Raw genomic sequence first — 24,520 nt, forward strand, 5'->3', positions numbered from 1 at the left:
CCACAGCGTTTCTCCTGTTTTGGAGCCCGGTCCGGTCCTCCCGTTTCGCCCGCCATGCTCCCGTTGTAACCGTTTGCCCCCGTACGGCAGTTGGCGGCGCAGGCGCAGTAATATGCCAGCCAGTCCCGCAATCGAAGCGCACTAGCGTGCAGTGCCGCGAGCAGGAGGCACCCCATGCGGCCGCGACCCCCCATCCAGGGCAGAGGCATCTTCAGCGGAACCGGGCTCATCATCACGGGCCTGGCGGCGACCCTGGCGGCGCTGGTCTTCCCGATCTGGTCGTACGCCGACCGGTCGGGCACCGGAGTGGACGTACTGAACGCGCAGACCGTGTCGACGCAGTACGGGCCGTTGTCCGCGCTGGACCGGGAGTTCGTCACGAAGGTCCGGCTGGCGGGGCTGTGGGAGCTGCCCGCCGGTCAGCAGGCGCAGACGAAGGGCACGACCGAGGCCGTACGGACGGCGGGCCGGCACCTGGTCGAGGGGCACACCTTCCTGGACGAGCGGGTGCGCACCGTCGCCTCCCAGTTGGGCCTGGCGCTGCCGAACGAGCCCAACGAGCAGCAGCAGGGCTGGCTGAGCGAGCTCGACGCGGCGCAGGGCGAGCAGTACGACTGGAAGTTCGCCAACATTCTGCGTCTCGCGCACGGACGGGTGTTCTCCGTCGTCGCCCAGGTGCGGGCCAGTACCCGCAACTCGCTGGTGCGCGAGCTCGCCGACGACGCCAACACCACCGTGCTGGACCACATCAAGATCCTCGAGGCCACCGGGTTCGTCGACTTCGACGCCCTCGCCCGTGACATGGCCGCCGGCAGCACGCCGCCGATCACCCGCTCCCCCGGACCGCCGGGCCCGACGGCCGACCCCGGGTCGGCCGTGCCGGTGGCCCCGTCGGCGTCTCCCACCTACCCGCTCCCGCCGGCCGCGGCCAGCCCGCCGCCCGGCGACTGACACCGGTTGCGAAACCGTCTTCCGAGGACCGGGCGAGGCAAGCGGAACGTCACATACCCACAACGCTCGGTCCGGATGGTGAACAGGGCATGGTGTTTCTCGGTGCGGATGGCATAGAAACGCGGCATGGTCTGGGTGCTTCTCCTGCTGCTGGCATGGGCCGTCGCGGGTGCGGCGTGCACACGGCTGTGCCTGGCCGCCGTACGGGCGGCGGCCGTCGACGAGCACGCGGGCCAGGGACATGACCTGACGCTCTACGAGGCGGCCTTCCTCTCCGGTGGTCCGGGCAGGGTCGCCGACCTGACCATGGTCTCCATGGCGCGGCAGCGGCGGCTGGTGCTCGCCCGCACGGGCTGGGCGACCGTGGTGGACCCGCGCGGGCGGGACGAGATGGAGCGGTCGGTCATAGGGGCCATCGGGCCCGACGGGCAGTCCCGTATCGCCCCGGCGCGGGCGGCTGCGGCCGCCGCGGACGCGGTGGGCGGCCTCGCCGACCGGTTGGTCCGCGCCGGTCTCGCGGTGCCCGACGGGGCCCGTACGACGGTCGCGGCCGGGGTCCGGCAGGTACGGGTCGCCGCCGTGGCCGTCCTCGGGCTGGGCGCCACCGCACTGCTGATGCCCGCCACCCCGGACATGCCCCGCAACCTCGTCGCGCTCTGGTTCGCGCTGCCCCTGGCGCTCACGCTGAGCTGCCTCGCCATAGCGCGGGTCGAGGTGCATCCGTACTCGCGCTGGGCCTCCCCGGCCGGGCAGCGGCTGCTGGGCGCGCTGGCGCGGCGCACCGGCGGCCCGGGGGACGACCGTACCTATCTGACCTCCGTCGCCGTACGCGGGATCCGCGCGGTGGGCGAGCCGGACCTGCGGGCGGCCTTCGCTCATCGTGAGCAGTACGGGCGGGACTGAGGCAGGGCGCGCTCGACCACCGGGGGGCGCACAAGGGGCATTGGCGCCGACACCCGCCGATGGTGCTTGCCTTCCCCCACGGTCGAACCAACCATCCCTTTTGTCGCCGCCGTGCACCGAAGGGACACCCGATGAGAGCCGCCGCCCTCCACTCGGCCGCAGGAGCCCTCCTGCTGACCGCCCTCTCCGCCGTCCCGGCGGGCGGCGCCCCGAACACCGGCGGCCTGTCCGGCTCGCCCGGTGTCGCGCTGACCGCTGCGCGGGCCGCGGCGAAGGGCGTCGACTTCGGGAAGTGCTCCAAGGCGCAGGACCTGCCCGGCAGCATGCAGTGCGGCACGGTCTCCGTCCCGCTCGACTACGCGGCCCCGAACGGCAAGCAGATCGAGCTCACCGTCAGCCGGGTGCGGGCCACCCACCGGGACCCGCACAACAGCAAGCGCCGGGTGCCCCGGCAGGGCGCGCTGGTCTTCAACCCGGGCGGTCCCGGCGGCTCGGGCCTGTACTTCCCGCTGATCGGGCTGCTGCCGGAGTGGAAGCGCATCGGGGCGGCCTACGACCTCGTCGGCTACGAGCCGCGCGGGGTCGGCCGTTCGGCGCCGCTGTCCTGCCAGGATCCCAAGCGCTTCTTCAAGGGCCCCGCGCCCGCCCCGGACCACCCCTCGGAGTCGTACAAGCAGGAGCGCATCGCGCAGGCGAAGGCGTACGCACAGGGCTGTGCGAAGCGGTCGGGCAGCGCCCTGCGGCACTACAACTCGCTCAACAACGCCCGCGACCTGGACGTGCTGCGCGCCGCGCTCGGCGAGGAGCGGCTGACGTTCATGGGGGCGTCGTACGGCACCTACTTCGGTGCGGTCTACGCGACGCTGTTCCCCTCCCACGTGCGGCGGATGGTGTTCGACGCGGCCGTGAACCCGGATCCGGCGCAGATCTGGTACCGCAACAACCTCGACCAGTCGGCGGCGTTCGAGAGCCGCTGGACGGACTTCCGGGACTGGATCGCGAGGCACGACGACGTGTACGGCCTGGGCGGAACGGCGGAGGCGGTGCTGGCCAGCTACGAGCGGGCGCGCGCCCGGCTGGCCGCGGAGCCGGCCGGCGGGAAGGTGGGGCCGGGACAGCTCCAGGGCGCGTTCCTCCAGGCCGGGTACTACGACGACTACTGGCCCGCCCGGGCGCAGGCGTTGTCGGAGTACCTGAAGGGTGATCCCGAGCAGTTGATCGCGCAGGCCGGGCCGGTGCGGGAGGCCGCCGCGGAGGCGGAGAACGCCAATGCCGTGTACACGGCCGTGGAGTGCAACGACGCGCCCTGGCCGACGCACTGGAGGGTCTGGGACCGCGACAACACGCGGCTGGCGCGCGTCGCGCCGTTCGAGACGTGGGACAACGTGTGGGCGAACCTGCCGTGCGCGTACTGGCCGGCGCCCCGGCAGCAGCCGGTCGACGTGCGAACCGGTCCGGGCGAGCTGCCGCCGACGCTGATCCTGGCCGCCGAGCGGGACGCGGCGGCGCCCTATGCCGGGGCGCTGGAGATGCACCGGCGGCTGACGGGCTCGGTGCTGGTGACCGAGCGGGACGCCGGCACGCACGGCATCGCGGGCGGCCCGAACCGGTGCGTCAACGGCCACCTGGACGCGTACCTGCTGGAGGGCAGGCTCCCGGTGCGGCGCGCGGCCTGCGCACCGCACCCGGAACCCGAGCCGGCGGTCGCTCCCGCGGAGCGCGCCGCCCGGCCGGGGCGCTGATCAGGCGAGGCCCGCGACGAGCTCCGTGAGGTCCTTGCGACGGCCCGTGTAGAACGGGACCTCCTCGCGGACGTGCATACGGGCCTCCGAGGCGCGCAGGTGGCGCATGAGGTCGACGATGCGGTACAGCTCGTCGGCCTCGAAGGCCAGGAGCCACTCGTAGTCGCCCAGCGAGAACGAGGCGACGGTGTTGGCGCGGACGTCCGGGTAGCCGCGGGCCATCTTGCCGTGGTCGGCGAGCATGCGGCGACGGTCCTCGTCGGGCAGCAGGTACCAGTCGTAGGAGCGCACGAAGGGGTAGACGCTCACGTAGTTGCGGGGCGTCTCGTCGGCGAGGAACGCCGGGATGTGCGAGCGGTTGAACTCGGCGGGGCGGTGCAGCGCCATGTTCGACCAGACCGGCTCCAGAGCGCGGCCCAGCTTCGTACGGCGGAAGAGGTTGTACGCCTCCTGGAGCTGGTCGGCGGTCTCGGCGTGCCACCAGATCATGACGTCGGCGTCGGCGCGCAGGCCGGACACGTCGTAGGTGCCGCGGATCGTCACGTCCTTGGCGGCGAGCTGGTCGAACAGCTCCTGGACCTCTTCGGCGTAGCCCGCGCGGTCCTCGGGCAGTACGTCCTTCAGCTTGAAGACGGACCACAGCGTGTAGCGGATGACCTCGTTGAGGTCCTTGGCCAGCTTGCCCTTGTTCGGGACCCTGCCGGACTCGGTGGTGGGGGCGTCGTCACTCATGGCTCTCATTCTCCCGCTCCGCCGTGCAGACTCTGCACCGGGTGGGCCGCGAGCTCCCGTGCGGCGCTCAGGTCGCCGCCGAGCTGGTCGACCGCCGCGTACGCGCTCGCGATGCAGGCCGGGATGCCCACGCCGTCGTACGGGGCGCCGCAGACCGCGAGGCCGGGGAGTTCGGCGACGTGCTCGCGGATGCGGGCCACGCGCGCGTGGTGGCCGACCGGGTACTGCGGCAGGCCGTCCGTCCAGCGGGTGACGCGGGTTTCGAGGGGCGTGGCGTCCAGGCCCGTGGCCGCGCGCAGGTCGTGCCGGGAGACGTCGACGAGGTCGGCGTCCTCGCGACCCAGGATCTCCGTCTCGCCGTACCGCCCCACGGAGGTGCGCAGCACGACCGTGTCCGGGTCCTCGTCGGCGATCCAGCCCCACTTCCGGGAGGAGAAGGTGGACGCCTTGATGGTGCGTCCGTCGACCGGCGGGACGAGGAAACCGCTGCCGTCGGGCAGGGCGTCGGCGGTGTCGGCGCGCCGGTAGGCGAGGGTGACCAGGGCCATGGAGGCGTACTCCACCGTGCGCAGTGCGGCGGCGGCCCCGGGGGACTCGGCGGCCAGCAGCGTGGCGGCGGCCGGCGCGGGCACGGCGACGACCACGGCGTCGGCGGGCAGCACCCGCTCCCCCGCGGTGACCTGCCAGCCTCCGCCGGGCGCGCGGCGCAGTCCGGTCACGGGTACGCGCGTGTGGATCTCGCCGCCGCGCGCCCGAACGGACTCGGCGACCGCGAGCGGCAGGGAGCCCACACCACCTTCGAGGCCCATGAACACCGGGCCGGTCTGCTGGTTGGCGGCGGCCTTGGCCTGGATCTCGCGGACGGCCTGCGTCAGCGAGGTGTGGGTGAGTGCCGCCTGGTAGAGCTGCGGGACGGCGGAGCGCATCGAGATCCGGTAGGCGTCACCGGCGTACACCCCGCCGAGGAGCGGTTCGACGATGCGGTCGACGACCTCGCGGCCCAGGCGCGCCGCCACGTACTCCCCGACGGCCACGTCGTCCCCGACCTCGGTGCGGGGCAGGTCGGCTTCGCGCTCGATCCGGGCGAGCCCCTCGTCGGAGAGGACTCCGGCGAGGGCGGTGGCCGTGCCGGGCACGCCCATGACGTGGCCCTTGGGCATGGGGCGCAGCGCGCCGCGGGTCCAGATCGAGGCCGTCGCGGTGGCCGGCGGCCGGAGGCGGTCGGAGAGGCCCACCTCGCGCGCGAGGGCGACCGCCTCGGGCCGGCGGGCCAGCATCGACTCGGCGCCGAGGTCCACGCGCACGCCCGCGATCTCGCCGGGCAGCAGCTTGCCTCCCACCCGGTCGGAGGCCTCGAGGACGGTGACCCGCGCCCCGCGCCGCAGCAGCCGGTGGGCGGCGGCCAGCCCGGCGATCCCGGCTCCGACGACGACGACGTGCTGCCCCGTGCCCGTACCCGTTGAGCTCATGCGTCCACTCTCTCAGACCCCACTGACACCCCCGCCGCGGCCCGGTGTCCTCCCCGCGTCCCGACCGTGACCTGTTCGGAACCGATCCGCGCCAACGTCCCGGCCCGCTCGGGCGTCGAAGGAGCGTCACAGTCGTCACCTTCTCGGGGGTACACCCACATGCGCACTCGACATTCCGCAGGACGCTCCGTACGGCGTTCCGCACGGCCCTCCCACGCCCTGGCCGGGATCCTGCTGGCCGCGGCCCTCGCACTCGCCGGATGCAGCGGCGCCGCCGACTCGGGCGCGAACAGCACGGCCGACAAGGCCGCCGTCGGGGAGGCCGGCGCCGGTGACGTGGACGCCGCGCAGGACGCGAAGGAGGGGGCGGGCGCGAGCGGCTCGAAGGCCACCTCGGCACCCGACCTCACCGCCAACCGCATCATCCGCACCGCCTCCCTGACCGTGCAGGTCAAGGACGTGCCGAAGGCCCTGGACGAGGCTCGCGCGACCACCGAGAACGCGGGCGGCTACATCGGCGACGAGACGACCGTCCGGGACGAGGACGGCGCCGAGCGGACCCGCGTGGTGCTGCGGGTGCCCGTCGAGAAGTACGACGACGTCCTCGCCGCTCTGCAGGGCGCGGGCAAGCTCCTGGAGCGCACGGCGAAGGCGCAGGACGTCACCGACCAGGTCGTCGACGTCGAGAGCCGCATCACCTCGCAGCGCGCCAGCGTCGCCCGGGTCCGCGAGCTGATGGACCGAGCCACCAAGCTGAGCGACGTGGTCGCCCTGGAGGGCGAGTTGAGCAGCCGGGAGTCCGACCTGGAGGCGCTGCTCGCCCAGCAGGCGTCCCTCAAGGACCGCACGAGCCTGGCGACCGTCACGCTGACCCTGTCGGAGAAGCCGGTCGTCCCGGCCGCCGAGGACGACGATCCCGGGTTCGTGGACGCGCTGGCGGGCGGCTGGGACGCGTTCGTGACGATGCTGCGCTGGATCGCCGTCGTGTTCGGCGCGGCGCTCCCGTTCCTCGCGGTGGGCGTCCTGCTCCTGCTGGCGTGGCTGCGGCTGGTGCGACCGCGCCGGAGGGCGGCGGAGGCGAGCTGGGCCCGGTTGAGCGTGCCCGGGCAGACCGGGACCGCGCAGGCGGAGGCCGGGCGGACCGAGGCCGGGCAGACCGGAGCCGGGGGGACCGGAGCCGGGGGGACCGGAGCCGGGGGGACCGAGGCCGGGACGGGCGAGCCCGAGCAGCGCTGAACTGCGCGTCCCCCGTAGCGTGTTCGTATGAGCATCGAGCGACTGGTGGTGATCGGCGGGGACGCCGCGGGCATGTCCGCGGCGTCCCAGGCCCGCCGTCTGAAGGGGCCCGGGGAGCTGGAGATCGTGGCCTTCGAGCGCGGCCACTTCACGTCCTTCTCGGCGTGCGGCATCCCGTACTGGGTGGGCGGTGACGTCACCGGGCGGGAGGATCTGATCGCCCGCACGCCCGAGGAACACCGCGCGCGGGGGATCGACCTGCGGCTGCGCACGGAGGTCACGGAGATCGACGTCGCGGGGCGGCGGGTACGCGCGCGTGCGCTGGATTCCGGGGCGCAGTCCTGGACGTCGTACGACAAGCTCGTCATCGCGACCGGGGCCCGCCCGATCCGGCCGGACCTGCCGGGCATGGACGCGGAGGGCGTGCACGGGGTGCAGACCCTGGACGACGGGCAGGCGCTGATCGACACGCTGGCACGCGCGCGGGGGAAGCGGGCGGTGGTCGTGGGGGCGGGCTACATCGGCGTGGAGATGGCCGAGGCGCTCATCAAGCGCGGCTACGAGGTGACGGTCGTCAACCGGGGCAGCGAGCCGATGTCGACCCTCGACCCGGACATGGGGCGGCTGGTGCGCCGGGCCATGGAGGGCCTCGGCATCACCATGGTGAACGACTCCGAGGTCACCGCGCTGCGCACCGCCGAGGACGGTCACGTACGGGCGGTGGTCACCGAGGACGCCGAGTATCCGGCGGACGTGGTGGTGCTGGGCATCGGGGTCCGCCCGGAGACCGGGCTCGCGAAGGCCGCGGGCCTGCCCCTGGGCACGCACGGCGGGCTCCTCACGGACCTGGCGATGCGGGTGCGCGGGCCCCTCGCCGACGGGACCGTCTGGGCCGGCGGTGACTGCGTCGAGGTCCTGGACCTGGTCTCCGGCCAGGAGCGCCACATCGCCCTGGGCACCCATGCGAACAAGCACGGCCAGGTCATCGGCACCAACGTCGGGGGCGGGTACGCCACGTTCCCCGGCGTGGTCGGCACGGCCGTCAGCAAGGTGTGCGATCTGGAGATCGCCCGCACGGGGCTCCGTGAGAAGGACGCCCGTCGCGTCGGCCTGCGGTTCGAAGCGGTCACCATCGAGTCGACCAGCCGAGCCGGCTACTACCCCGGGGCCTCCCCCATGACGGTCAAGATGCTCGCCGAGCGAAGGACGGGCCGTCTGCTGGGCCTGCAGATCGTCGGGCGGGAGGGCGCGGGCAAACGCGTCGACATCGCGGCGGTGGCGTTGACGGCCGGGATGACGGTGGAACAGATGACGGCCCTGGACCTCGGGTACGCGCCGCCGTTCTCACCGGTGTGGGATCCCGTACTGGTGGCGGCGAGGAAGGCCTCGGCGAAGGTTCGCGGCCTCTAGCCGTCCCGGCATCGGGGCGACCGGCCCGAGCGGCGCGGGGAGGCCGCGCCACCAGCCCCCGCGCACCCGGATCTCGCGCACCCGGACCCCGCAACGTTGCTCAACCGGATCCCGCAATGTTGCTCCACCGGATCCCGCTTGCTCAAACGGTTCCCGCAATGTGGCTCAAGCGGTTCCACTCAGTCGCGGCAGCGCGGAGACCGCCGCCGCGGCCGGCTGCTCCGCGGGCTTCGCGTGCGCCGCGGGTGCCGGCCGCGACCGCAGACGGCTGCTGACAGCCTCGTCCAGCGTCACCGGCCGCTGCATCTGCGCGGCGAGCCGCCCGGCCTCCTGGCCGAGCCGTGCCACGTCCTCCCAGGGCAGCCGGATCACCAGGGAGATCTCCGCCTCGCCGTCGGGAGTGGCGTGCATGGGGGGAGTTACTCGGTCGTTCATCGCCTGTTCCTCACGTCGTCCCCGCGGCCCGCCTTCCTCGTGCCGCGAGCAGTTGACGGTTCATACGCGCCCGTGGGGATCCCCGTTCACCGGTTCGTCGAACGGATCGGGGGCAGAACTTCCTTGTGGTCATCCCCGTCCATGACGTGAATCCCGTACGCCGCACGCCGGTGGTGACGTACGCCCTCATCGCGGCGAACGTCTTCGTCTTCCTGTTCATGCCCGGCCTGTCCGGCTCCACGGCCGGCGACAGCAGCCTGGCCCAGACATGTCATCTGCACGCCTTTCTGGAGCACTACGCCGCCGTACCGAGGGAGTTGATCCACCATCAGCTGCCCCAGCTCGTCCCCACCGGCGACGTGCGCGGCGCGGGCTGTGCGCTGGCCCCGCCGGGCTACGAGAAGTCGCCCGCGCTGAGCGTGCTGAGCGCGATGTTCCTGCACGGCGGCTGGCTGCACCTGTTGGGCAACATGCTGTTCCTGCTGATCTTCGGCAACAACATCGAGGACCGCATGGGGCACGTCCGCTTCGCGCTCTTCTACGTCGCCTGCGGGTATGCGGCGTCGTACGGTTTCGCCCTGCTCAACGCCGACTCGACCGATCCGCTGATCGGCGCCTCGGGGGCGATCGCCGGGGTGCTGGGCGCCTATCTGGTGCTGTACCCGAAGGCCAGGGTGTGGGTGCTCGTGCCGTTTCTGGTGTTTCTGCCGTTGCGGCTGCCGGCCTGGCTGGTGCTGGGCTTCTGGTTCGTGCTCCAGGCGGTGTACTCCTCCGGGGAGGGCGTCTCCGGCGCCGGCACCGTGGCGTACGCGGCGCATGTCGTCGGCTTCCTCGCCGGCATGGTGCTCGCCTGGCCGCTCAAGCCGGGCACGCCCCCGCCGCCGGAGCCGCGCGGTCTGCTGTTCGGCAGACGGGCGCGCCCCCGGCACACCTGGTGAGAGGGGTCAGCGGGCGGTCTGCGTGTGGACGTACTCGACGAGGCGGGTGAGCGCGTCCGGGTCGGTGGACGGCATGACGCCGTGGCCGAGGTTGAAGACGTGGCCCTCGAGGCCGGCGGCCGAGTCGAGGACCTCGCGGGTCTTGGCCTCGACGGCCTCGGTGCCGGCGAACAGGACGGTCGGGTCGAGGTTGCCCTGGAGCGCCTTGCCGGGGCCGACCCGGCGGGCGGCCTCGTCGAGCGGGACGCGCCAGTCGACGCCGACGACGTCCGCCCCGGCCTCGCCCATCAGCTGGAGCAGCTCGCCGGTGCCCACTCCGAAGTGGATGCGCGGGACGCCGTACCCCTCGACCGCGCGGAAGACCTTCGCGGAGGCGGGCAGCACCGAGCGGCGGTAGTCGGTCGGGGCGAGCGCGCCGGCCCAGGAGTCGAAGAGCTGGACGGCGCTGGCGCCCGCCTCGATCTGCACCTTCAGGAAGGCGGAGGTGATCTCCGCGAGGCGGTCGAGCAGGTCCGCCCAGAGCTCGGGGTCGCCGTACATCATCGCCTTGGCGTTCTCGTACGTGCGGGACGGACCGCCCTCGACGAGGTAGCTCGCGAGGGTGAAAGGAGCGCCCGCGAAACCGATGAGGGGGGTGGCGCCGAGTTCGGCGGTCAGCAGACCGATGGCCTCGGTGACGTAGGAGACGTCCTCGGGGGTGAGGTCGCGCAGCTGGGCGAGGTCGGCGCGGGTGCGGATCGGACGCTCGACGACCGGGCCGACGCCCGGCTTGATGTCGAGGTCGATACCGATGGCCTTGAGCGGGACGACGATGTCGCTGAAGTAGATCGCCGCGTCCACGTCGTGCCGGCGCACCGGCTGGAGGGTGATCTCGGTGACCAGCTCGGGCCGCATGCAGGAGTCGAGCATCGCGATGCCCTCGCGGACCTTGCGGTACTCCGGCAGCGACCGCCCCGCCTGCCGCATGAACCACACGGGCGTGTGCGGCACCGGTTCACGCCTGCACGCCTTCAGGAAGGCACTGTCGTAGGTCGCTGTCGGCTTCCGGCCCGCCGGGCTCTCGTTCGCACTCACGACGGCAAGTCTCGCACGGCGCCGGAGGCCGTGAGGCCGCCCCCTGCCGCGCCCACGCCCTGCCCGTGCCCCGCCTCCGCCGCGTGCCTCGGCCGTGCGCGGTCCGTGCGCCTGTTCGCCCAGCGCGCACCCGTCCGCGAGCCCCGCACGGGTGTCTTGCCCTGCGCGAAGGCCCCGTTCCCCTTAATCTTCCCCGCATGGCTGCGGCTCAGGGACGACTGTCGGACGGCGCTGGCGGGATGGATGACACGAACGAGGGGGACCCGGATGGGACCAGGTCGGCGCCACCGCCGTTCCGGGCGGCCGTCGACCAGCTGAGGGCGGCCCGGCTGCGGCCGCAGATCGAGGCGGAGCCGACACCGGCCCCGAAGCGGCTCGCCCCGTTCGCCTACGCGCTGGAGGCGACGGTCGTGGACGGCGACCAGGACCTGGCCGACGGCCGGCTGGTGCTGCTGCACGACCCGGCCGGGCACGACGCCTGGCGCGGAACGTTTCGGCTGGTGACCCTGGTCCGGGCCGAACTGGAGCCGGAGATGGCCGCGGACCCGCTGCTGCCGGAGGTGTGCTGGTCGTGGCTGACCGGCGCGCTCCAGGCGCGCGGGCTGACGTACGGCGAGCCGAGCGGGACCGTCACGCGCGCGAGTTCGCACTACTTCGGCGGGCTGGCGGAGCGCCCGGCGACCTCACAGATCGAGATCAGGGCCTCCTGGACACCGCGCGAGGGGCTGGGCGGGGTCCCGGAGGCGGGGGCGCACCTGGCGGCCTGGTGCGATCTGCTGGCGCAGGTGGCGGGGCTGCCGCCGGCCGGTCCGGGGGACGCGTCGGTGGTGACGCTGCCGCAGCGCAGGGGGCCCCAGTCACGTTGACCATCTCTTTGTCGATACGGCCATTTTCGATCCCGTAAGACACCCACTTAAACCGACTCGATCTTCGGATGATCGATCGCGTGTCCGAATTGCACGTATTGTTACTCACTAGATCGTGATCATTCTCTAAAGGACCCCGGGTTCGCTGCCGAAGACGACTGTGACCTTGAAAGCACGGTTCGTCCCGGCTTCCTCCCCACAAGCCCCGCGAGCCGGCTCCCGTCCCCCACCCAGGAGGCCTGGTGTCCGTTCTCCTCGAGCAGCCCGCAAGCCTGGTCGCCTACCGCCCGAACAAGCCCACCGCCATGGTGGTCGTGGCCGACCCGCGCGTCCGCTCCACCGTCACCCGCCATCTGTGGGCGCTCGGTGTGCGCGACGTCATCGAGGCCTCGTCCATCGCGGAGGCTCGTCCCCGCATCGGCAACCCCCGCGACATCTGCGTCGCCGACGTCCACCTGCCCGACGGCTCCGGCCTCACCCTGCTGTCGGAGACCCGCGCCGCCGGCTGGCCCAACGGGCTCGCCCTCTCCGCCGCCGACGACATCGGCGCCGTGCGCAACGCCCTCGCGGGCGGTGTGAAGGGCTATGTCGTCACCGGCACCCGCACCAACCTCGGCCTCCCCAGCCGACCCGGTGCCGCCCCCATGGGCTCCGCCGCCCGTCTGCACCGCCGCCCCCCGGGTGCCCCGAGCCACCCGGGCGGCTACCGCGAGCTCTCCGGCCGCGAGGTCGAGGTGCTGCGACTGGTCGCGGAAGGCCAGTCCAACAAGGCGATCGGCGTCTCGATGGGACTGTCCGCACTGACCGTCAAGAGCCACCTCGCCCGCATCGCCCGCAAGCTCGGCACGGGCGACCGTGCCGGGATGGTCGCGGTGGCCCTGCGGACCGGCATCATCCACTGAGACCCCACCCGGCACCCGGGGTCTCCCCCGGGAACGCCCGTGACCCCCGGCCCGGCTTCTCCCGTCTCTGCCCGGTTTCTTCCCGACCTCTTCCCCTTCGTTCACCGTCCTGACTGGTTTACGACCCTCCGGCGCCCGCCGACGGAACGTTCCGTCGGCGGGCGCCGTCGATACACAGATACCCTTGACAGGTGACCGACGCCCAAGAAACCGCAGCAGCCAGTTCACTGCGAACCACCGGAGGCGCCCCTCCGGACGACGGCGGATCAGCTGATTCCGGGGCGCCGACACCTTTGCTCGAACCGCGCGAGGGCATTCCTCCCGTGATCGCCGACGAGGCCGCCCTCGCCGAGGTGATCGCCGCCTTCGCCGCCGGTACCGGCCCCGTCGCCGTGGACGCCGAGCGCGCCTCCGGCTACCGCTACGGACAGCGCGCCTATCTGGTGCAGCTGCGTCGCGAGGGCGCCGGCACCGCGCTGATCGACCCGGTGGGCTGTCCCGACCTCTCCGCGCTCGGCGAGGCCCTGTCCGGCGTGGAATGGGTGCTGCACGCGGCCACCCAGGACCTGCCGTGTCTGCGCGAGATAGGCATGGTGCCGACGCGGCTGTTCGACACCGAGCTGGCCGGACGGCTCGCCGGTTTCCCGCGGGTCGGCCTCGGCGCGATGGTCGAGGGAGTGCTGGGCTTCGTCCTCGAGAAGGGTCACTCCGCGGTGGACTGGTCCACCCGGCCGCTGCCCGACCCCTGGCTGCGGTACGCGGCTCTGGACGTCGAGCTCCTGGTCGACCTGCGCGACGCGCTGGAGAAGGAGCTGGACCGGCAGGGCAAGCTGGACTGGGCCCGCCAGGAGTTCGACGCCATCGCGTCCGCCCCGCCGCCCGAGCCCCGCAAGGACCCGTGGCGTCGTACGTCCGGCATGCACAAGGTGCGCCGGCGGCGGCAGCTGGGTGTCGTGCGGGAGCTGTGGCAGACGCGGGACCGGATCGCGCAGCGGCGGGACGTGTCGCCCGGCAAGGTGCTGTCGGACGCGGCCATCGTGGAGGCGGCACTGTCGCTCCCGGTGGACGTGCAGGCGCTGGCCGCGCTGAACGGGTTCGGGCACCGGATGGGCCGACGGCAGCTGGAGCAGTGGCAGGCGGCGGTCGACCGGGCGAGGGCGCTGAGCGAGGTGCAGCTGCCGCAGCCGGGACAGCCGGTGGCGGGCCCGCCGCCACCGCGGGCCTGGGCCGACAAGGACCCCGTGGCCGCGGCGCGGCTGTCCGCGGCGCGGGCCGCCGTCTCCGCGCTGGCCGAGGAGCTGAACATGCCGCAGGAGAACCTGATCGCCCCGGACGCCGTGCGCCGGGTCTGCTGGGAGCCTCCGGCGGCCGACGAGGAAGCGGTTGCCGACGCGCTCGCGTCGTACGGGGCGCGGCCGTGGCAGGTGGAGCAGGTCGCTCCGGTGCTCGCTGCGGCGCTGGCCGGGCAGAGTGCCTGACCGCCGCGGGCCCGCCCGGGGTGCCTGAGCACAACCGCAAAGGCACAGGAGCCGCGCGAGGGGTGCTAGGCGTGTGAGGGCGTGCGAAGGCGGGCGAGGCGTGCGAGCCGCAAGCGGTTACCTCGTCGCTCCTCTCATGAAACCGTTGTAGATGTATTTCTGGAGCGCGAGGAAGACGATCAGGGTCGGCAGGATGACCAGCACCGCTCCTGCCGAGATCGTTTCCCAGTGGGCGGCGTAGGGGCCCTTGAAGCGGAACAGGGACGTCGAGATCACGCCAAGATCTTGTGAGGGCATGTAGAGGAAGGGGATGTAGAAGTCGTTGTAGACGGCGATCCCCTTCACGATCACGACCGTCGCGATCGCCGGTTTCAGCAGCGGAAAGATGATTTTCCGGTAGATCGTGAACGCGTTGGCGCCGTCGAGGCGGGCGGCCTCGTCCAGGGAGATCGGGATCGAGCGCACGAACTGCAGGAAAATGTAGATCGAGACGATGTCCGTACCCATGTAGAGGGCGATCGGGGCCCAGCGGGTGTCGAACATGCCGAGGCTGTGGACGATCTGGAAGGTGGCCACCTGGGTGGTCACCCCGGGGACCAGCGCGGCGATCAGGAACAGGGCGATCACCAGTTTCCGGAAACGGAAGGTGAACCGGTCGATCGCGTACGCCGTCATCGACCCGATGAGAACGGTTCCGCCGACCGAGACGACGAGAATGAAGGCGGTGTTGCCGAACGCCGTGAGCATTCCGCCGTCCTGGAACGCCGTCACGTAGTTGTGGAAGTTGAGCGGGTCGCGCGGCAGTGTGAGCGCCCCGCTGCCGTTCGCCGTCTCGTTCTCGGTCTTCAGCGAGGTCAGCAGTACGACGCCCAGCGGGAGCAGGACGACCAGCGTCGCGGCGATCAGCGACAGGTACACGAGGGCACGGGCCACGGCACGGCGTGTCATACGAGGTCCACCCTGTCGTCGGGGACGAGACGTCGCTGCACCCAGGTCACCAGCAGGATGATCAGCAGCAGCACGACCGCCGCCGCCGAGGCGAGCCCCGTCTTGTTGAACTGGAAGGCCAGCTTCACGGTCTGGATCACGAAGGTCTCGGTACCGGTCGCCCCGCCGGTCATGATGTACGGGATCTCGAAGGCCGAGAGGGAACCGGAGACGGACAGGATCACCGTCAGGGTCAGCACCGGCTTGATGCCGGGCAGGATGATGTAGCGGAACTGGTGCCAGCGGCCGGCGCCGTCCAGTTCGGCCGCCTCGTACAGCTCCCCCGGGATGGACTGGATCGCGCCGAGGAACAGGACGAAGTTCATACCGAGGTAGCGCCAGATCGAGACGCCGGCCAGCGAGGTGTTCGCCGACGCCGGGGTGCCCAGCCAGGCGTGGTCGGTGTGATAGCCGAAGAGGGCAAGGACCGTGTCGAAGGTGCCGCCGTCCTGGAAGAAGTAGAGGAAGACGAAACCGATGGCCACGCCGTTCACCAGGGACGGGAAGAAGAGCACGCCCTTGAAGAAGTTCCGGAAACGGATGCTGAAACTCAGGATCGTCGCGAAGTAGAGCGCGGCGACGATCTGGATCACCGAGGCAACCAGGTAGTAGCCGCTTACCCAGAAGACCTGGAAGAGGTCCTCCCTGGTGAAGATCTCCGTGTAGTTCTCGGCGCCCGTGTAGTGCAGTTCGGGGCTCACGCCGTCCCAGTCGGTGAAGCTGTAGGCGACCATGTTGGCGATCGGCGCGTAGGTGAAGGTGACCAGCAGGACGAGCGGGGCGAGCAGGAACAGCCAGGGGGTCAGCAGCCGCCAGGTGCGCGCCCGGCGTGGGGCCGGGGCGGGAGCGCCGTGCTTCGAAACCGGTTTCGCGGCCTCGGAGTTCGTCTGCTCGGCGCGGGACGCCGGGAGGTGCGTGTGCGCGTGCGCCATCAGTCGCTCACGGTCGCTTGCGTCTCGGTCCACTTCTTGCCGAGTCCGCCGAGGAAGTCGTCCAGACTGCCCTTCTTGGCGCCGCGGGCCAGGTCGACCAGATCCTGGCGGTACTCGGGCTTGTAGATGCCGACCTCGGACTCGTCGTCGATCAGCTTGACCTTCGCGCCCGCCGTGTCGTCCAGCTCGATGAGCTTGACGCCCGCCTCCTCGTACGGCTTCAGCACCTCGGGCATGGGCGCGTCCTTGAGCGGGGAGATCGCCAGGTTGTCCTTGTCGTAGCCGGACTTGTCGGTGAACCAGTCGATCCAGGCGCGGGCCGCCTCCTTGTGCGGGGAGTGGACGTTCACGGCCTGGTTGTAGTCGGGGCCGACCGTCGCGCAGAAGGTGCCGTCCGTCTGGGCGGGAAACGGCATGAAACCGATGTCGTCCGGGTTCACGCCGGCCTTCCTCGCGGCGTCCTGGAACTGGATGATCGCCCAGGTGCCGAGCCACTGGGTGGCGATCTCGCCCTTGGCCGTCCGGGGTTTGGACTCCTCCCAGTTGCTGGTCGTCGGGTCCTTCTCGGCGAGGCCCTGCTTGACGATGTCGTGCAGCAGGGTGTCCCCGACGCGCAGGTCGGAGTTCTCGGCCCAGGGGTCGTCCTCGGCGAGCTTCGTGGTCGCCTGCGGGTCGCAGTGCACGGAGCCGTCGACGTACGTCCACGAGGTCAGGGGCCACTGCGCGGCGAAGTTGGTGTAGTAGGGGATCGCGTCGGTCTTCGCCTTGATCGCCTTCAGGTCGGCGAGGAACTCGGCCGGGGTGGTGGGCCATTCGGTGACCCCCGCCTCCTTCCAGACCCGCTTGTTGTAGACGAAGCCGGGCATCACACCGACCGGGCTCTGGCCGTAGACCTTGCCGTCGACGGTGGTGAAGTCGGTGAAGCGGTACTTCTTGCCGCGTTCGGCGGCGGTGCCGAGGGAGGCGAAGAACTTCGGGTAGTCGTTCTTCTTGATGACCGCGGGGATCAGCAGGACATCGCCGTAGTCGTCCGTGTTCATCCGGATCTTGATCTCGGCCTCGTAGTTGGTGAGGGCCTGGAACTCCACCTTGACCTTGGGATAGGTCTTGTTGAACTCGGCGGCGTACTTCTTCATCGTGCCGTCCTGCACGAGGTCGGTGCGCACGGTGAGGACCGTGATGGTTCCGCTGACCTCGGCAGGGTTGTCGGGCGCCTTGGCGTCCGCGCCTTTCGCGCTGCCTCCGGTGCCGGTGCAGCCCTGGAGCAGCAGGGCGGCTCCGGCGACCGTGGCGAGGACCGTGACTGTACGGCGGTTCATGTGCATCACTTCCGTTCTCGGGATGTTCTCGGGACGGACGAGCACGTGCGGGTTGGTCGAGCGGGTTGTCGAACACGAGCGGGTTGGCTGATTCGGCACTCTGGCAGCGCTTTCCTCAACCGGTAAAGTCCGATTCCCGCCAACGATGAAGAAGTGGCGCTCAGTTGTGGGCTTGACCGGTTTAGGGAGTGCGCATGCTGGAGGCCTCACCGCTCGACGACGGATGGCACCTGCGGCACGAGGGAAAGCCGTTCCCGGCCGTGGTGCCGGGCTGTGTGCACACCGATCTGCTCGCCGCCGGGGTGATCCCGGACCCGTTCATCGGCCTGGGAGAGAAGGAGGTCGCGTGGGTGGGGCGGCGCGAGTGGACGTACGAGCGGGAGCTGTCGGCAGGGCCGTCCGGGCACGAGCAGACCGACCTGGTCTTCGACGGACTCGACACGGTCGCGGAGATCACCCTGAACGGTCAGCCCCTCGGCCGGGTGCGGAACATGCACCGCTCGTACCGCTTCGACGTGACGGGGCTCGAGGGGCCGCTGGCGGTCCGGTTCGTCTCGGCCTACGCCGAGGCGGAGGCCGTGCGCGGCAAGGTCGGTGACCGTCCGTCCCCCTACACCGAGCCGTACCAGTACCTCCGCAAGATGGCGTGCTCGTTCGGCTGGGACTGGGGGCCCACCCTGGTCACGGCCGGGATCTGGCGGCCGGTGCGGGTGGAGCGCTGGTCGACGGCGCGGCTCGCCCGGGTGCGCCCGCTGGTGACCGTCGAAGAGGGCGTCGGGGTCGTCGAGTTGCGGGTGGAGGTGGAGCGGACCCGGGTGGAGGCCGGGCTCACGCTGGAGGCCCGGGTGGCGGGACGGTCGGCGCGCGCCGAGGTGACGGGCACCAGCGGTGTCGTGCGCGTCGAGGTGCCGGACGCGGAGCTGTGGTGGCCGCGTGGATACGGCGGGCAACCGCTGTACGAGGTCGAGTTGACCCTGCATCACGGGAGCGCGCCGCTCGATGTCTGGCGGCGGCGCGTCGGATTCCGCAGCGTCGTGCTGGACACCTCCGCGGACGCTCACGGAACCGGTTTCACCCTCGTGGTGAACGGGGAGCGGCTCTTCGCCCGGGGCGTGAACTGGATTCCGGACGACGTGTTTCCGTCCCGGGTGACCCGGGAGCGATACCGGAAGCGGTTGCGACAGGCGGCCGACGCCGGGGTCGACCTGGTCCGGGTCTGGGGTGGCGGTATCTACGAGAGCGAGGACTTCTACGACGCCTGCGACGAACTGGGGCTGCTGGTGTGGCAGGACTTCCCGTTCGCGTGCGCGGCCTACCCCGAGGAGCAGCCGTTGCGGGGCGAGGTGGAGGCGGAGGCCCGCGAGAACGTCGTCCGGCTGATGCCGCATCCGTCGCTCGTGTTGTGGAACGGCAACAACGAGAACCTGTGGGGGTTCAGGGACTGGGGATGGGAGGAGCGGCTCGGCGGGGACTCCTGGGGCGAGGGGTACTACCTGGGTGTGCTCCCGCGTGTCGTGGCCGAGCTGGATCCGACGCGGCCGTACACGGCGGGAAGCCCGTGGTCGGGGTCGTGGGAGCACCATCCCAACGACCCGGCGCACGGCACGCACCACTCGTGGGACGTGTGGAACCGGCGGGACTACGCCGAGTACCAGAGCGAAGTGCCGCGGTTCGTGGCCGAGTTCGGCTGGCAGGCGCCGCCGGCCCACGCGACTCTGCTGCGGGCGCTGCCCGGCGGGGAGCTCGCGGCCGACTCCCCCGGCATGCTGCACCACCAGAAGGCCGAGGACGGCAACGGCAAGCTGGAGCGCGGCCTCGCCCGCCACTTCACCTTGCCGGAGGACGATTTCGACCGCTGGCACTACCTCACGCAGGTCAACCAGGCCCGCGCCGTGGCGACCGGGATCGAGCACTGGCGGTCGCACTGGCCGGTGTGCGCGGGCACGATCGTCTGGCAGCTCAACGACTGCTGGCCGGTGACGTCCTGGGCGGCGATCGACGGGGACGGGCGGGAGAAACCGCTGTACCACGAGTTGCGGCGGCTCTATGCGGACCGGCTGCTCACCTTCCAAGTGCGCGACGGCGAACTGGTGTTGGCCGCCGTGAACCAGTCGGGTGAGCCGTGGACGGGGACGGTGTCGTTGCGGCGGATGTCGGTGGACGGGGAGGTGCTCGGCACGGCGAGCGTGGAACTGGCGGTCGGTGCCCGGGTGGTGGACGAGGTACGGGTGCCGGCGGACCTGGAGCCGGCCGGGGCGAAGGAGTTCCTGGTGGCCGACGCAGGGGGGTCCCCCGGGTCGGGCGAGGCCGCGAGCGAGCAAGGGCCGCGGGCCGCGCACTTCCCGGTCCCCGACCGTGACATCCCTTACCCGCGGCCGCAGTTCGAGGTGACCGTGGCCGCGGGGAGTGTCACGGTCACGGCCCACACCCTCGTACGGGATCTGCTGCTCCAGGCCGACCGGCTGGGGCCGGGAGTTCGGGCCGACCGGGGGCTCGTGACCCTGCTGCCCGGGGAGCGGGTGACCATCGGGGTCGAGGGCTGGGAGACTCCGGATGCCGCCGCCGCCCGGGCCGCGCTGTACTGCCAGGAGCCCGCTCGATGACAGCCTCCCCGTCGTCCCGCGTCACCATAAAGGACGTGGCGGCGCGCGCCGGCGTGTCCAAGGGTGCCGTGTCGCTCGCCTTCAACCGCAAGCCGGGGCTGTCGGAGGCGACCCGGGACCGGATCTTCGCGGCGGCGCGGGAGCTGGGCTGGGAACCGAACCTCACGGCACGCTCGCTGTCGAGTTCGCGCGTGGACGTGGTGGGGCTCGCGATCTGCCGGCCGGCCCGGATGCTGGGCCTGGAGCCGTTCTACATGGAGTTCGTCTCCGGGGTGGAGAGCGTGCTGACCGAGCACTCCTGTTCGCTGCTGCTGAGGCTGGTGCGCACCGTCGAGGAGGAGGCGGGGCTCCTGGAGTCCTGGTGGCGGGGGCGGCAGATCGGCGGCTCGATCCTGGTCGACTTCCGGGCCGACGATCCCCGGGTGGCGGCGGCCGAGCGGCTCGGGATGCCCGTGGTCGCGGTCGGGCACCCCACGCTGACCGGGAGCCTGACGTCCGTGTGGACCGACGACGCGACGGCGGTGACGGAGGCGGTGCGCTATCTCGCGGCGCTCGGGCACCGGCGGATCGCTCGGGTGGGAGGCGCGGCGGCGCTCGGGCACACGGTGATGCGGACCGCGGCCTTCGACGCGGCGGCGCGGACGCTGGGGCTGGCCGGTGCGTGGCAGGTCGCCACGGACTACTCCGGGGAGGCTGGGGCACGGGCGACCCGGTCGATGCTGACCGCCGCTCCGGCGGACCGGCCGACGGCAATCGTTTACGACAACGACATCATGGCGGTGGCCGGGCTGGCCGTGGCGGCCGAGATGGGGCTCGGCGTGCCGGGCGATGTCTCGCTCCTCGCCTGGGACGACTCCCAGCTGTGCCGGCTCACCCATCCGACGCTCTCCGCGATGAGCCACGACGTGCACGGTTTCGGCGCGGAGGCGGCGCGGACACTCTTCGGCGTGATCACCGGGTCGGGGCCCGGATCGCATCCGGTGCCGACGCCCGTGCTGACACCACGGGGCTCGACGGCGCCGCCGCGGGGCTGAGCGCGAGGGTGACTTCGGCCCCGTCCGGGGTGTGACGTTCGCCGCTTGGCCCTCCGGGACTGGGCAGCTACGTTACCCACAAGTAGCATGGGTCCTGAGCGCGCGCTCAGCGCTTGCGTGTCGCAGCAGTGCCATCCCGCACCTGGAGGAGAGCCATCGTGCCTCGTACCGTCAGGGACGTCGTCTTCGTCGACGGCGTCCGTACCCCGTTCGGCAAGGCGGGCCCGAAGGGCATCTACCACGAGACCCGGGCCGACGACCTCGTCGTGAAGGCGATCCGGGAGCTGCTGCGCCGCAACCCCGGTCTCGACCCGAAGAAGATCGACGAGGTCGCCATCGCCGCGACCACGCAGATCGGCGACCAGGGCCTGACCCTCGGCCGCACCGCCGGCATCCTGGCCGGTCTGCCGACCTCCGTACCCGGCTACTCCATCGACCGCATGTGCGCGGGCGCTCTGACGGCCGTCACCGCGGTCGCCGGCTCCGTCGCCTTCGGCGCCTACGACATCGCCATCGCCGGCGGTGTCGAGCACATGGGCCGCCACCCGATGGGCGAGGGCGTGGACCCCAACCCGCGGTTCGTCAGCGAGAAGCTGGTCGACGAGTCCGCCCTGTTCATGGGCATGACCGCCGAGAACCTGCACGACCGCTACCCGCAGATCACCAAGCAGCGCGCCGACGAGTACGCCGTGCGCTCGCAGGAGAAGGCCGCCAAGGCCTACGCGAACGGCAAGATCCAGGCCGACCTGGTGCCGGTCTCGGTCCGCCGCACCAACCCGGACGCCGGTGAGACGGGCTGGGGCCTGGTCACCGCCGACGAGCCGATGCGCCCGGGAACGACGCTGGAAAACCTTTCCGGCCTCAAGACCCCGTTCCGTGTCCACGGCCGGGTCACGGCCGGTAACGCGGCCGGTCTGAACGACGGCGCGACCGCTTCCCTCATCGCGTCCGAGGACTTCGCCCGCGAGCACGGCCTGCCGGTCAAGATGCGCCTCGTCTCGTACTCCTTCGCGGGTGTCGAGCCGGAGGTCATGGGCTACGGCCCGATCCCGGCCACGGAGAAGGCGCTGGCGCAGGCCGGCCTGTCCATCTCCGACATCGGTCTGTTCGAGATCAACGAGGCCTTCGCCGTCCAGGTGCTGGCCTTCCTCGACCACTACGGCATCGCGGACGACGACGAGCGCGTCAACCAGTACGGCGGCGCGATCGCCTTCGGTCACCCGCTGGCCTCCTCCGGCGTCCGTCTGATGACGCAGCTGGCCCGCCAGTTCGAGGAGCAGCCGCAGGTCCGCTACGGCCTGACCACCATGTGCGTCGGCTTCGGCATGGGCGCCACCGTCATCTGGGAGAACCCGCACTTCGAGTCCGCCGGAGGCGACAAGTGAGCACCACCGAACTCCTGAAGGGCGCGGCCGAGCTGTTCCCGGACGAGGTCGTCACCCAGGCGCACGTCCGTCACCTGGACCTGCCGTTCGGCGCCGGGCGCTTCGCCCTGATCACGCTGGACAACGGTTTCGACCACACCAAGCCGACCACCTTCGGCCCGCAGTCCCTCGCGAACCTCGACTCCGCGATCGACCAGGTCGAGAAGGAGGCGGCGGCCGGCGAGATCGTCGGTATCGGCGTCACCGGCAAGCCGTTCATCTTCGCCGTCGGCGCGGACCTCAAGGGCGTCGAGCTCCTCAAGGAGCACAAGGACGCGCTCGCCATCGGCAAGGGCGGCCACGAGGTCTTCAAGCGCCTGTCGGGCCTCGCGGTCCCGACCTTCGCGTACTACAACGGCGCGGCGATGGGCGGCGGCGTCGAGGTCGGCCTGCACTGCAAGTACCGCACGGTGTCCGCGGCGCTGCCGGCCTTCTCGCTGCCCGAGGTCTTCCTCGGTCTGGTCCCCGGCTGGGGCGGCTGCACGCTGCTGCCGAACCTGATCGGCGCCGACAAGGCCGTCTCGGTGATCATCGAGAACTCGCTCAACCAGAACAAGCAGCTCAAGGGTGTGCAGGTCTACGAGCTGGGCATCGCCGACGCCCTGTTCGAGGGTGCGGACTTCCTGGAGCAGTCGCTGCTCTGGACGGCGTCCGTCCTCAAGGGCGAGATCGTCGTCGACCGCCCGGTGATCGACCGCGGTGAGGCCTGGGACCAGGCCGTCGCGCGCGGCCGGTTCGTCGCGGACAGCAAGGTGCACGGCGCGGCCCCGGCCGCCTACCGCGCCCTCGACATCATCGCCGCCGCCAAGAACGGCGACCTTCAGCAGGGCTACGACGCCGAGGACGTCGCGCTCGCCGACCTGATCATGGGTGGCGAACTGCGCGCCGGTATCTACGCGTTCAACCTGGTGCAGAAGCGTGGCAAGCGCCCGGCCGGCGCCCCGGACAAGTCCCTGGCGCGTCCGGTCACCAAGGTCGGCGTGGTGGGCGCGGGCCTGATGGCCTCGCAGCTCGCGCTGCTGTTCCTGCGCCGCCTCGAGGTGCCGGTCGTGCTGACCGACATCGACCAGGAGCGCGTCGACAAGGGTGTGGGCTACGTCCACGCCGAGATCGAGAAGCTGCTCGGCAAGGGCCGCATCAACCAGGACAAGGCCAACCGCCTCAAGGCCCTGGTGACCGGTGTCCTGGACAAGGCCGAGGGCTTCGCCGACGCGGACTTCATCATCGAGGCCGTGTTCGAGGAGATCGGCGTCAAGCAGCAGGTGTTCGCGGAGGTCGAGGCGGTCGCCCCGGCGCACGCGATCCTCGCCACGAACACCTCCTCGCTGTCGGTCTCCGAGATGGCGTCGAAGCTGAAGAACCCCGAGCGGGTCGTGGGCTTCCACTTCTTCAACCCGGTCGCGATCCTGCCGCTCCTGGAGATCGTCCGGGGCGAGCAGACCGACGACGCCTCGCTGGCCACGGCCTTCGCCGTCGCCAAGAAGCTGAAGAAGACGGCCGTTCTGGTGAAGGACGCCCCGGCGTTCGTCGTGAACCGCATTCTCACCCGTTTCATGGGCGAGGTGCAGAACGTCATCGACGAGGGCACCCCGGTCGAGGTGGCGGAAAAGGCGGTGGAACCGCTCGGCCTGCCGATGTCCCCGCTGGTGCTCCTCGAGCTGGTCGGTCCGGCGATCGGTCTGCACGTCTCGGAAACGCTCAACCGGGCGTTCCCGGACCGTTTCACGGTCTCCGCGAACCTCGCGGCCGTCGTCAAGGCGGGCAAGCGCGGTTTCTACGTCTACGACAGCGGCAAGCCCGAGCTGGACCCCGAGGTCTCCGCGCTTCTGCAGCAGGGCGACACCGTCCTGACCGAGGAGCAGGTGCGGGCGCGCGTCCTGGACGCGGTGGCGCAGGAGATCGGGCTCATGCTCGACGAGGGTGTCGTCGCCGAGGCGCAGGACATCGACCTCTGCCTGATCACGGGCGCGGGCTGGCCCTTCCACCTGGGCGGCATCACGCCGTACCTGGACCGCGAGGGTGTCTCCGAGCGCGTGAACGGCAAGAAGTTCCTGGCGCCGGGCGTGGCCTCGGTTCCGGCGTAAC

At 71.4% G+C, this 24,520-nt stretch carries 20 protein-coding genes; 13 read left to right on the forward strand and 7 right to left on the reverse strand.

The features are described 5' to 3' along the window. Nucleotides 1–174 precede the first annotated feature (174 nt). The 3 genes from OG933_RS11685 (at nt 175) to OG933_RS11695 (ending at nt 3,596) form a co-directional block, all read left to right on the forward strand. Nucleotides 175–951, forward strand: a complete 777-nt coding sequence (locus OG933_RS11685) for a DUF4142 domain-containing protein (protein ID WP_362535840.1) — start codon at nt 175–177, stop codon at nt 949–951. 126 nt (nt 952–1,077) lie between these two features. Next, complete coding sequence (locus OG933_RS11690) at nt 1,078–1,854, forward strand: TIGR04222 domain-containing membrane protein (protein ID WP_405626943.1); 777 nt, start codon at nt 1,078–1,080, stop codon at nt 1,852–1,854. Nucleotides 1,855–1,985: 131 nt separating this feature from the next. Continuing rightward, nucleotides 1,986–3,596, forward strand: coding sequence for an alpha/beta hydrolase (locus tag OG933_RS11695; protein ID WP_405626946.1), 1,611 nt, complete (start codon nt 1,986–1,988; stop codon nt 3,594–3,596). Here the strand turns inward: OG933_RS11695 and hemQ are convergent, their stop codons facing one another. Both hemQ and hemG read right to left on the reverse strand, forming a co-directional pair. Continuing rightward, nucleotides 3,597–4,328, reverse strand: coding sequence for a hydrogen peroxide-dependent heme synthase (gene hemQ, locus OG933_RS11700; protein ID WP_020125236.1), 732 nt, complete (start codon nt 4,326–4,328; stop codon nt 3,597–3,599). Between the two features lie 5 nt (nt 4,329–4,333). After that, entirely contained in the window at nt 4,334–5,797 is a 1,464-nt protein-coding gene (gene hemG / locus OG933_RS11705; RefSeq protein ID WP_405626947.1) for a protoporphyrinogen oxidase, read from the reverse strand. 159 nt (nt 5,798–5,956) lie between these two features. On the opposite strand from hemG, the gene OG933_RS11710 reads away from it, so the two are divergent. Then, entirely contained in the window at nt 5,957–7,033 is a 1,077-nt protein-coding gene (locus OG933_RS11710; RefSeq protein ID WP_405626949.1) for a DUF4349 domain-containing protein, read from the forward strand. Between the two features lie 27 nt (nt 7,034–7,060). Continuing rightward, entirely contained in the window at nt 7,061–8,443 is a 1,383-nt protein-coding gene (locus tag OG933_RS11715; protein WP_362535851.1) for an FAD-dependent oxidoreductase, read from the forward strand. Nucleotides 8,444–8,608: 165 nt separating this feature from the next. Here OG933_RS11715 and OG933_RS11720 read toward each other — a convergent pair whose 3' ends face one another. Then, the gene (locus tag OG933_RS11720) at nt 8,609–8,878 is read right to left on the reverse strand and encodes a hypothetical protein (protein ID WP_028806059.1); all 270 of its coding nucleotides are present in this window, start codon (nt 8,876–8,878) and stop codon (nt 8,609–8,611) included. A gap of 125 nt (nt 8,879–9,003) precedes the next feature. Here OG933_RS11720 and OG933_RS11725 point away from each other — a divergent pair, with 125 nt between their 5' ends. Next, entirely contained in the window at nt 9,004–9,816 is an 813-nt protein-coding gene (locus OG933_RS11725; RefSeq protein WP_267021239.1) for a rhomboid family intramembrane serine protease, read from the forward strand. Nucleotides 9,817–9,822: 6 nt separating this feature from the next. On the opposite strand, the gene hemE is transcribed toward OG933_RS11725, so the two are convergent. Further along, nucleotides 9,823–10,890, reverse strand: a complete 1,068-nt coding sequence (gene hemE / locus OG933_RS11730) for a uroporphyrinogen decarboxylase (RefSeq protein WP_405626952.1) — start codon at nt 10,888–10,890, stop codon at nt 9,823–9,825. Nucleotides 10,891–11,129: 239 nt separating this feature from the next. On the opposite strand from hemE, the gene OG933_RS11735 reads away from it, so the two are divergent. The 3 genes from OG933_RS11735 (at nt 11,130) to OG933_RS11745 (ending at nt 14,136) form a co-directional block, all read left to right on the forward strand. Beyond that, nucleotides 11,130–11,756, forward strand: coding sequence for a DUF3000 domain-containing protein (locus OG933_RS11735; RefSeq protein ID WP_020125229.1), 627 nt, complete (start codon nt 11,130–11,132; stop codon nt 11,754–11,756). A gap of 242 nt (nt 11,757–11,998) precedes the next feature. Next, entirely contained in the window at nt 11,999–12,658 is a 660-nt protein-coding gene (locus OG933_RS11740) for a response regulator transcription factor (RefSeq protein ID WP_020125228.1), read from the forward strand. A gap of 191 nt (nt 12,659–12,849) precedes the next feature. Continuing rightward, nucleotides 12,850–14,136: a ribonuclease D gene (locus OG933_RS11745; RefSeq protein ID WP_362531141.1), complete on the forward strand. Its 1,287-nt coding sequence runs from the start codon at nt 12,850–12,852 to the stop codon at nt 14,134–14,136. A 117-nt stretch (nt 14,137–14,253) separates the two neighbouring features. Here OG933_RS11745 and OG933_RS11750 read toward each other — a convergent pair whose 3' ends face one another. Genes OG933_RS11750 through OG933_RS11760 form a run of 3 tightly spaced genes read right to left on the reverse strand, consistent with a single transcriptional unit; the run spans nt 14,254 to nt 17,374 of the window. Then, nucleotides 14,254–15,084: a carbohydrate ABC transporter permease gene (locus OG933_RS11750; protein WP_020125226.1), complete on the reverse strand. Its 831-nt coding sequence runs from the start codon at nt 15,082–15,084 to the stop codon at nt 14,254–14,256. Next, nucleotides 15,081–16,055, reverse strand: a complete 975-nt coding sequence (locus tag OG933_RS11755) for a carbohydrate ABC transporter permease (protein WP_405626954.1) — start codon at nt 16,053–16,055, stop codon at nt 15,081–15,083. The genes OG933_RS11750 and OG933_RS11755 overlap by 4 nt, the downstream gene beginning before the upstream one ends. Continuing rightward, nucleotides 16,055–17,374, reverse strand: coding sequence for an ABC transporter substrate-binding protein (locus tag OG933_RS11760; RefSeq protein WP_362531150.1), 1,320 nt, complete (start codon nt 17,372–17,374; stop codon nt 16,055–16,057). The genes OG933_RS11755 and OG933_RS11760 overlap by 1 nt, the downstream gene beginning before the upstream one ends. A 194-nt stretch (nt 17,375–17,568) precedes the next feature. Between OG933_RS11760 and OG933_RS11765 the strand changes: the two genes are divergently transcribed. From OG933_RS11765 to OG933_RS11780, 4 genes are all read left to right on the forward strand, one after another. Further along, on the forward strand, nt 17,569–19,977 hold the full coding sequence (locus OG933_RS11765) for a glycosyl hydrolase 2 galactose-binding domain-containing protein (RefSeq protein ID WP_405626956.1): 2,409 nt from the start codon (nt 17,569–17,571) through the stop codon (nt 19,975–19,977). Next, nucleotides 19,974–21,011, forward strand: coding sequence for a LacI family DNA-binding transcriptional regulator (locus OG933_RS11770; protein ID WP_054243387.1), 1,038 nt, complete (start codon nt 19,974–19,976; stop codon nt 21,009–21,011). The genes OG933_RS11765 and OG933_RS11770 overlap by 4 nt, the downstream gene beginning before the upstream one ends. 158 nt (nt 21,012–21,169) lie before the next feature. Then, nucleotides 21,170–22,396: a thiolase family protein gene (locus tag OG933_RS11775; protein ID WP_405626958.1), complete on the forward strand. Its 1,227-nt coding sequence runs from the start codon at nt 21,170–21,172 to the stop codon at nt 22,394–22,396. Then, nucleotides 22,393–24,519, forward strand: a complete 2,127-nt coding sequence (locus tag OG933_RS11780) for a 3-hydroxyacyl-CoA dehydrogenase NAD-binding domain-containing protein (protein WP_405626960.1) — start codon at nt 22,393–22,395, stop codon at nt 24,517–24,519. The genes OG933_RS11775 and OG933_RS11780 overlap by 4 nt, the downstream gene beginning before the upstream one ends. The last annotated feature ends 1 nt before the right edge of the window (nt 24,520 follow it).

The sequence above is a fragment of the Streptomyces sp. NBC_00016 genome (assembly GCF_045040885.1).
In the GTDB taxonomy this organism is placed as follows: domain Bacteria; phylum Actinomycetota; class Actinomycetes; order Streptomycetales; family Streptomycetaceae; genus Streptomyces; species Streptomyces coriariae.

What these genes read in the sequence shown, in the direction of transcription:
- OG933_RS11760 (WP_362531150.1), bottom strand. Translation starts at nt 17,374, where the DNA reads ATGAACCGCCGTACAGTCACGGTCCTCGCCACGGTCGCCGGAGCCGCC.
- OG933_RS11695 (WP_405626946.1), top strand. Translation starts at nt 1,986, where the DNA reads ATGAGAGCCGCCGCCCTCCACTCGGCCGCAGGAGCCCTCCTGCTGACC.
- OG933_RS11750 (WP_020125226.1), bottom strand. Translation starts at nt 15,084, where the DNA reads ATGACACGCCGTGCCGTGGCCCGTGCCCTCGTGTACCTGTCGCTGATC.
- OG933_RS11765 (WP_405626956.1), top strand. Translation starts at nt 17,569, where the DNA reads ATGCTGGAGGCCTCACCGCTCGACGACGGATGGCACCTGCGGCACGAG.
- OG933_RS11735 (WP_020125229.1), top strand. Translation starts at nt 11,130, where the DNA reads ATGGATGACACGAACGAGGGGGACCCGGATGGGACCAGGTCGGCGCCA.
- OG933_RS11685 (WP_362535840.1), top strand. Translation starts at nt 175, where the DNA reads ATGCGGCCGCGACCCCCCATCCAGGGCAGAGGCATCTTCAGCGGAACC.
- OG933_RS11770 (WP_054243387.1), top strand. Translation starts at nt 19,974, where the DNA reads ATGACAGCCTCCCCGTCGTCCCGCGTCACCATAAAGGACGTGGCGGCG.
- OG933_RS11715 (WP_362535851.1), top strand. Translation starts at nt 7,061, where the DNA reads ATGAGCATCGAGCGACTGGTGGTGATCGGCGGGGACGCCGCGGGCATG.
- OG933_RS11755 (WP_405626954.1), bottom strand. Translation starts at nt 16,055, where the DNA reads ATGGCGCACGCGCACACGCACCTCCCGGCGTCCCGCGCCGAGCAGACG.
- OG933_RS11720 (WP_028806059.1), bottom strand. Translation starts at nt 8,878, where the DNA reads ATGAACGACCGAGTAACTCCCCCCATGCACGCCACTCCCGACGGCGAG.
- hemG (WP_405626947.1), bottom strand. Translation starts at nt 5,797, where the DNA reads ATGAGCTCAACGGGTACGGGCACGGGGCAGCACGTCGTCGTCGTCGGA.
- OG933_RS11690 (WP_405626943.1), top strand. Translation starts at nt 1,078, where the DNA reads ATGGTCTGGGTGCTTCTCCTGCTGCTGGCATGGGCCGTCGCGGGTGCG.
- hemQ (WP_020125236.1), bottom strand. Translation starts at nt 4,328, where the DNA reads ATGAGTGACGACGCCCCCACCACCGAGTCCGGCAGGGTCCCGAACAAG.
- OG933_RS11710 (WP_405626949.1), top strand. Translation starts at nt 5,957, where the DNA reads ATGCGCACTCGACATTCCGCAGGACGCTCCGTACGGCGTTCCGCACGG.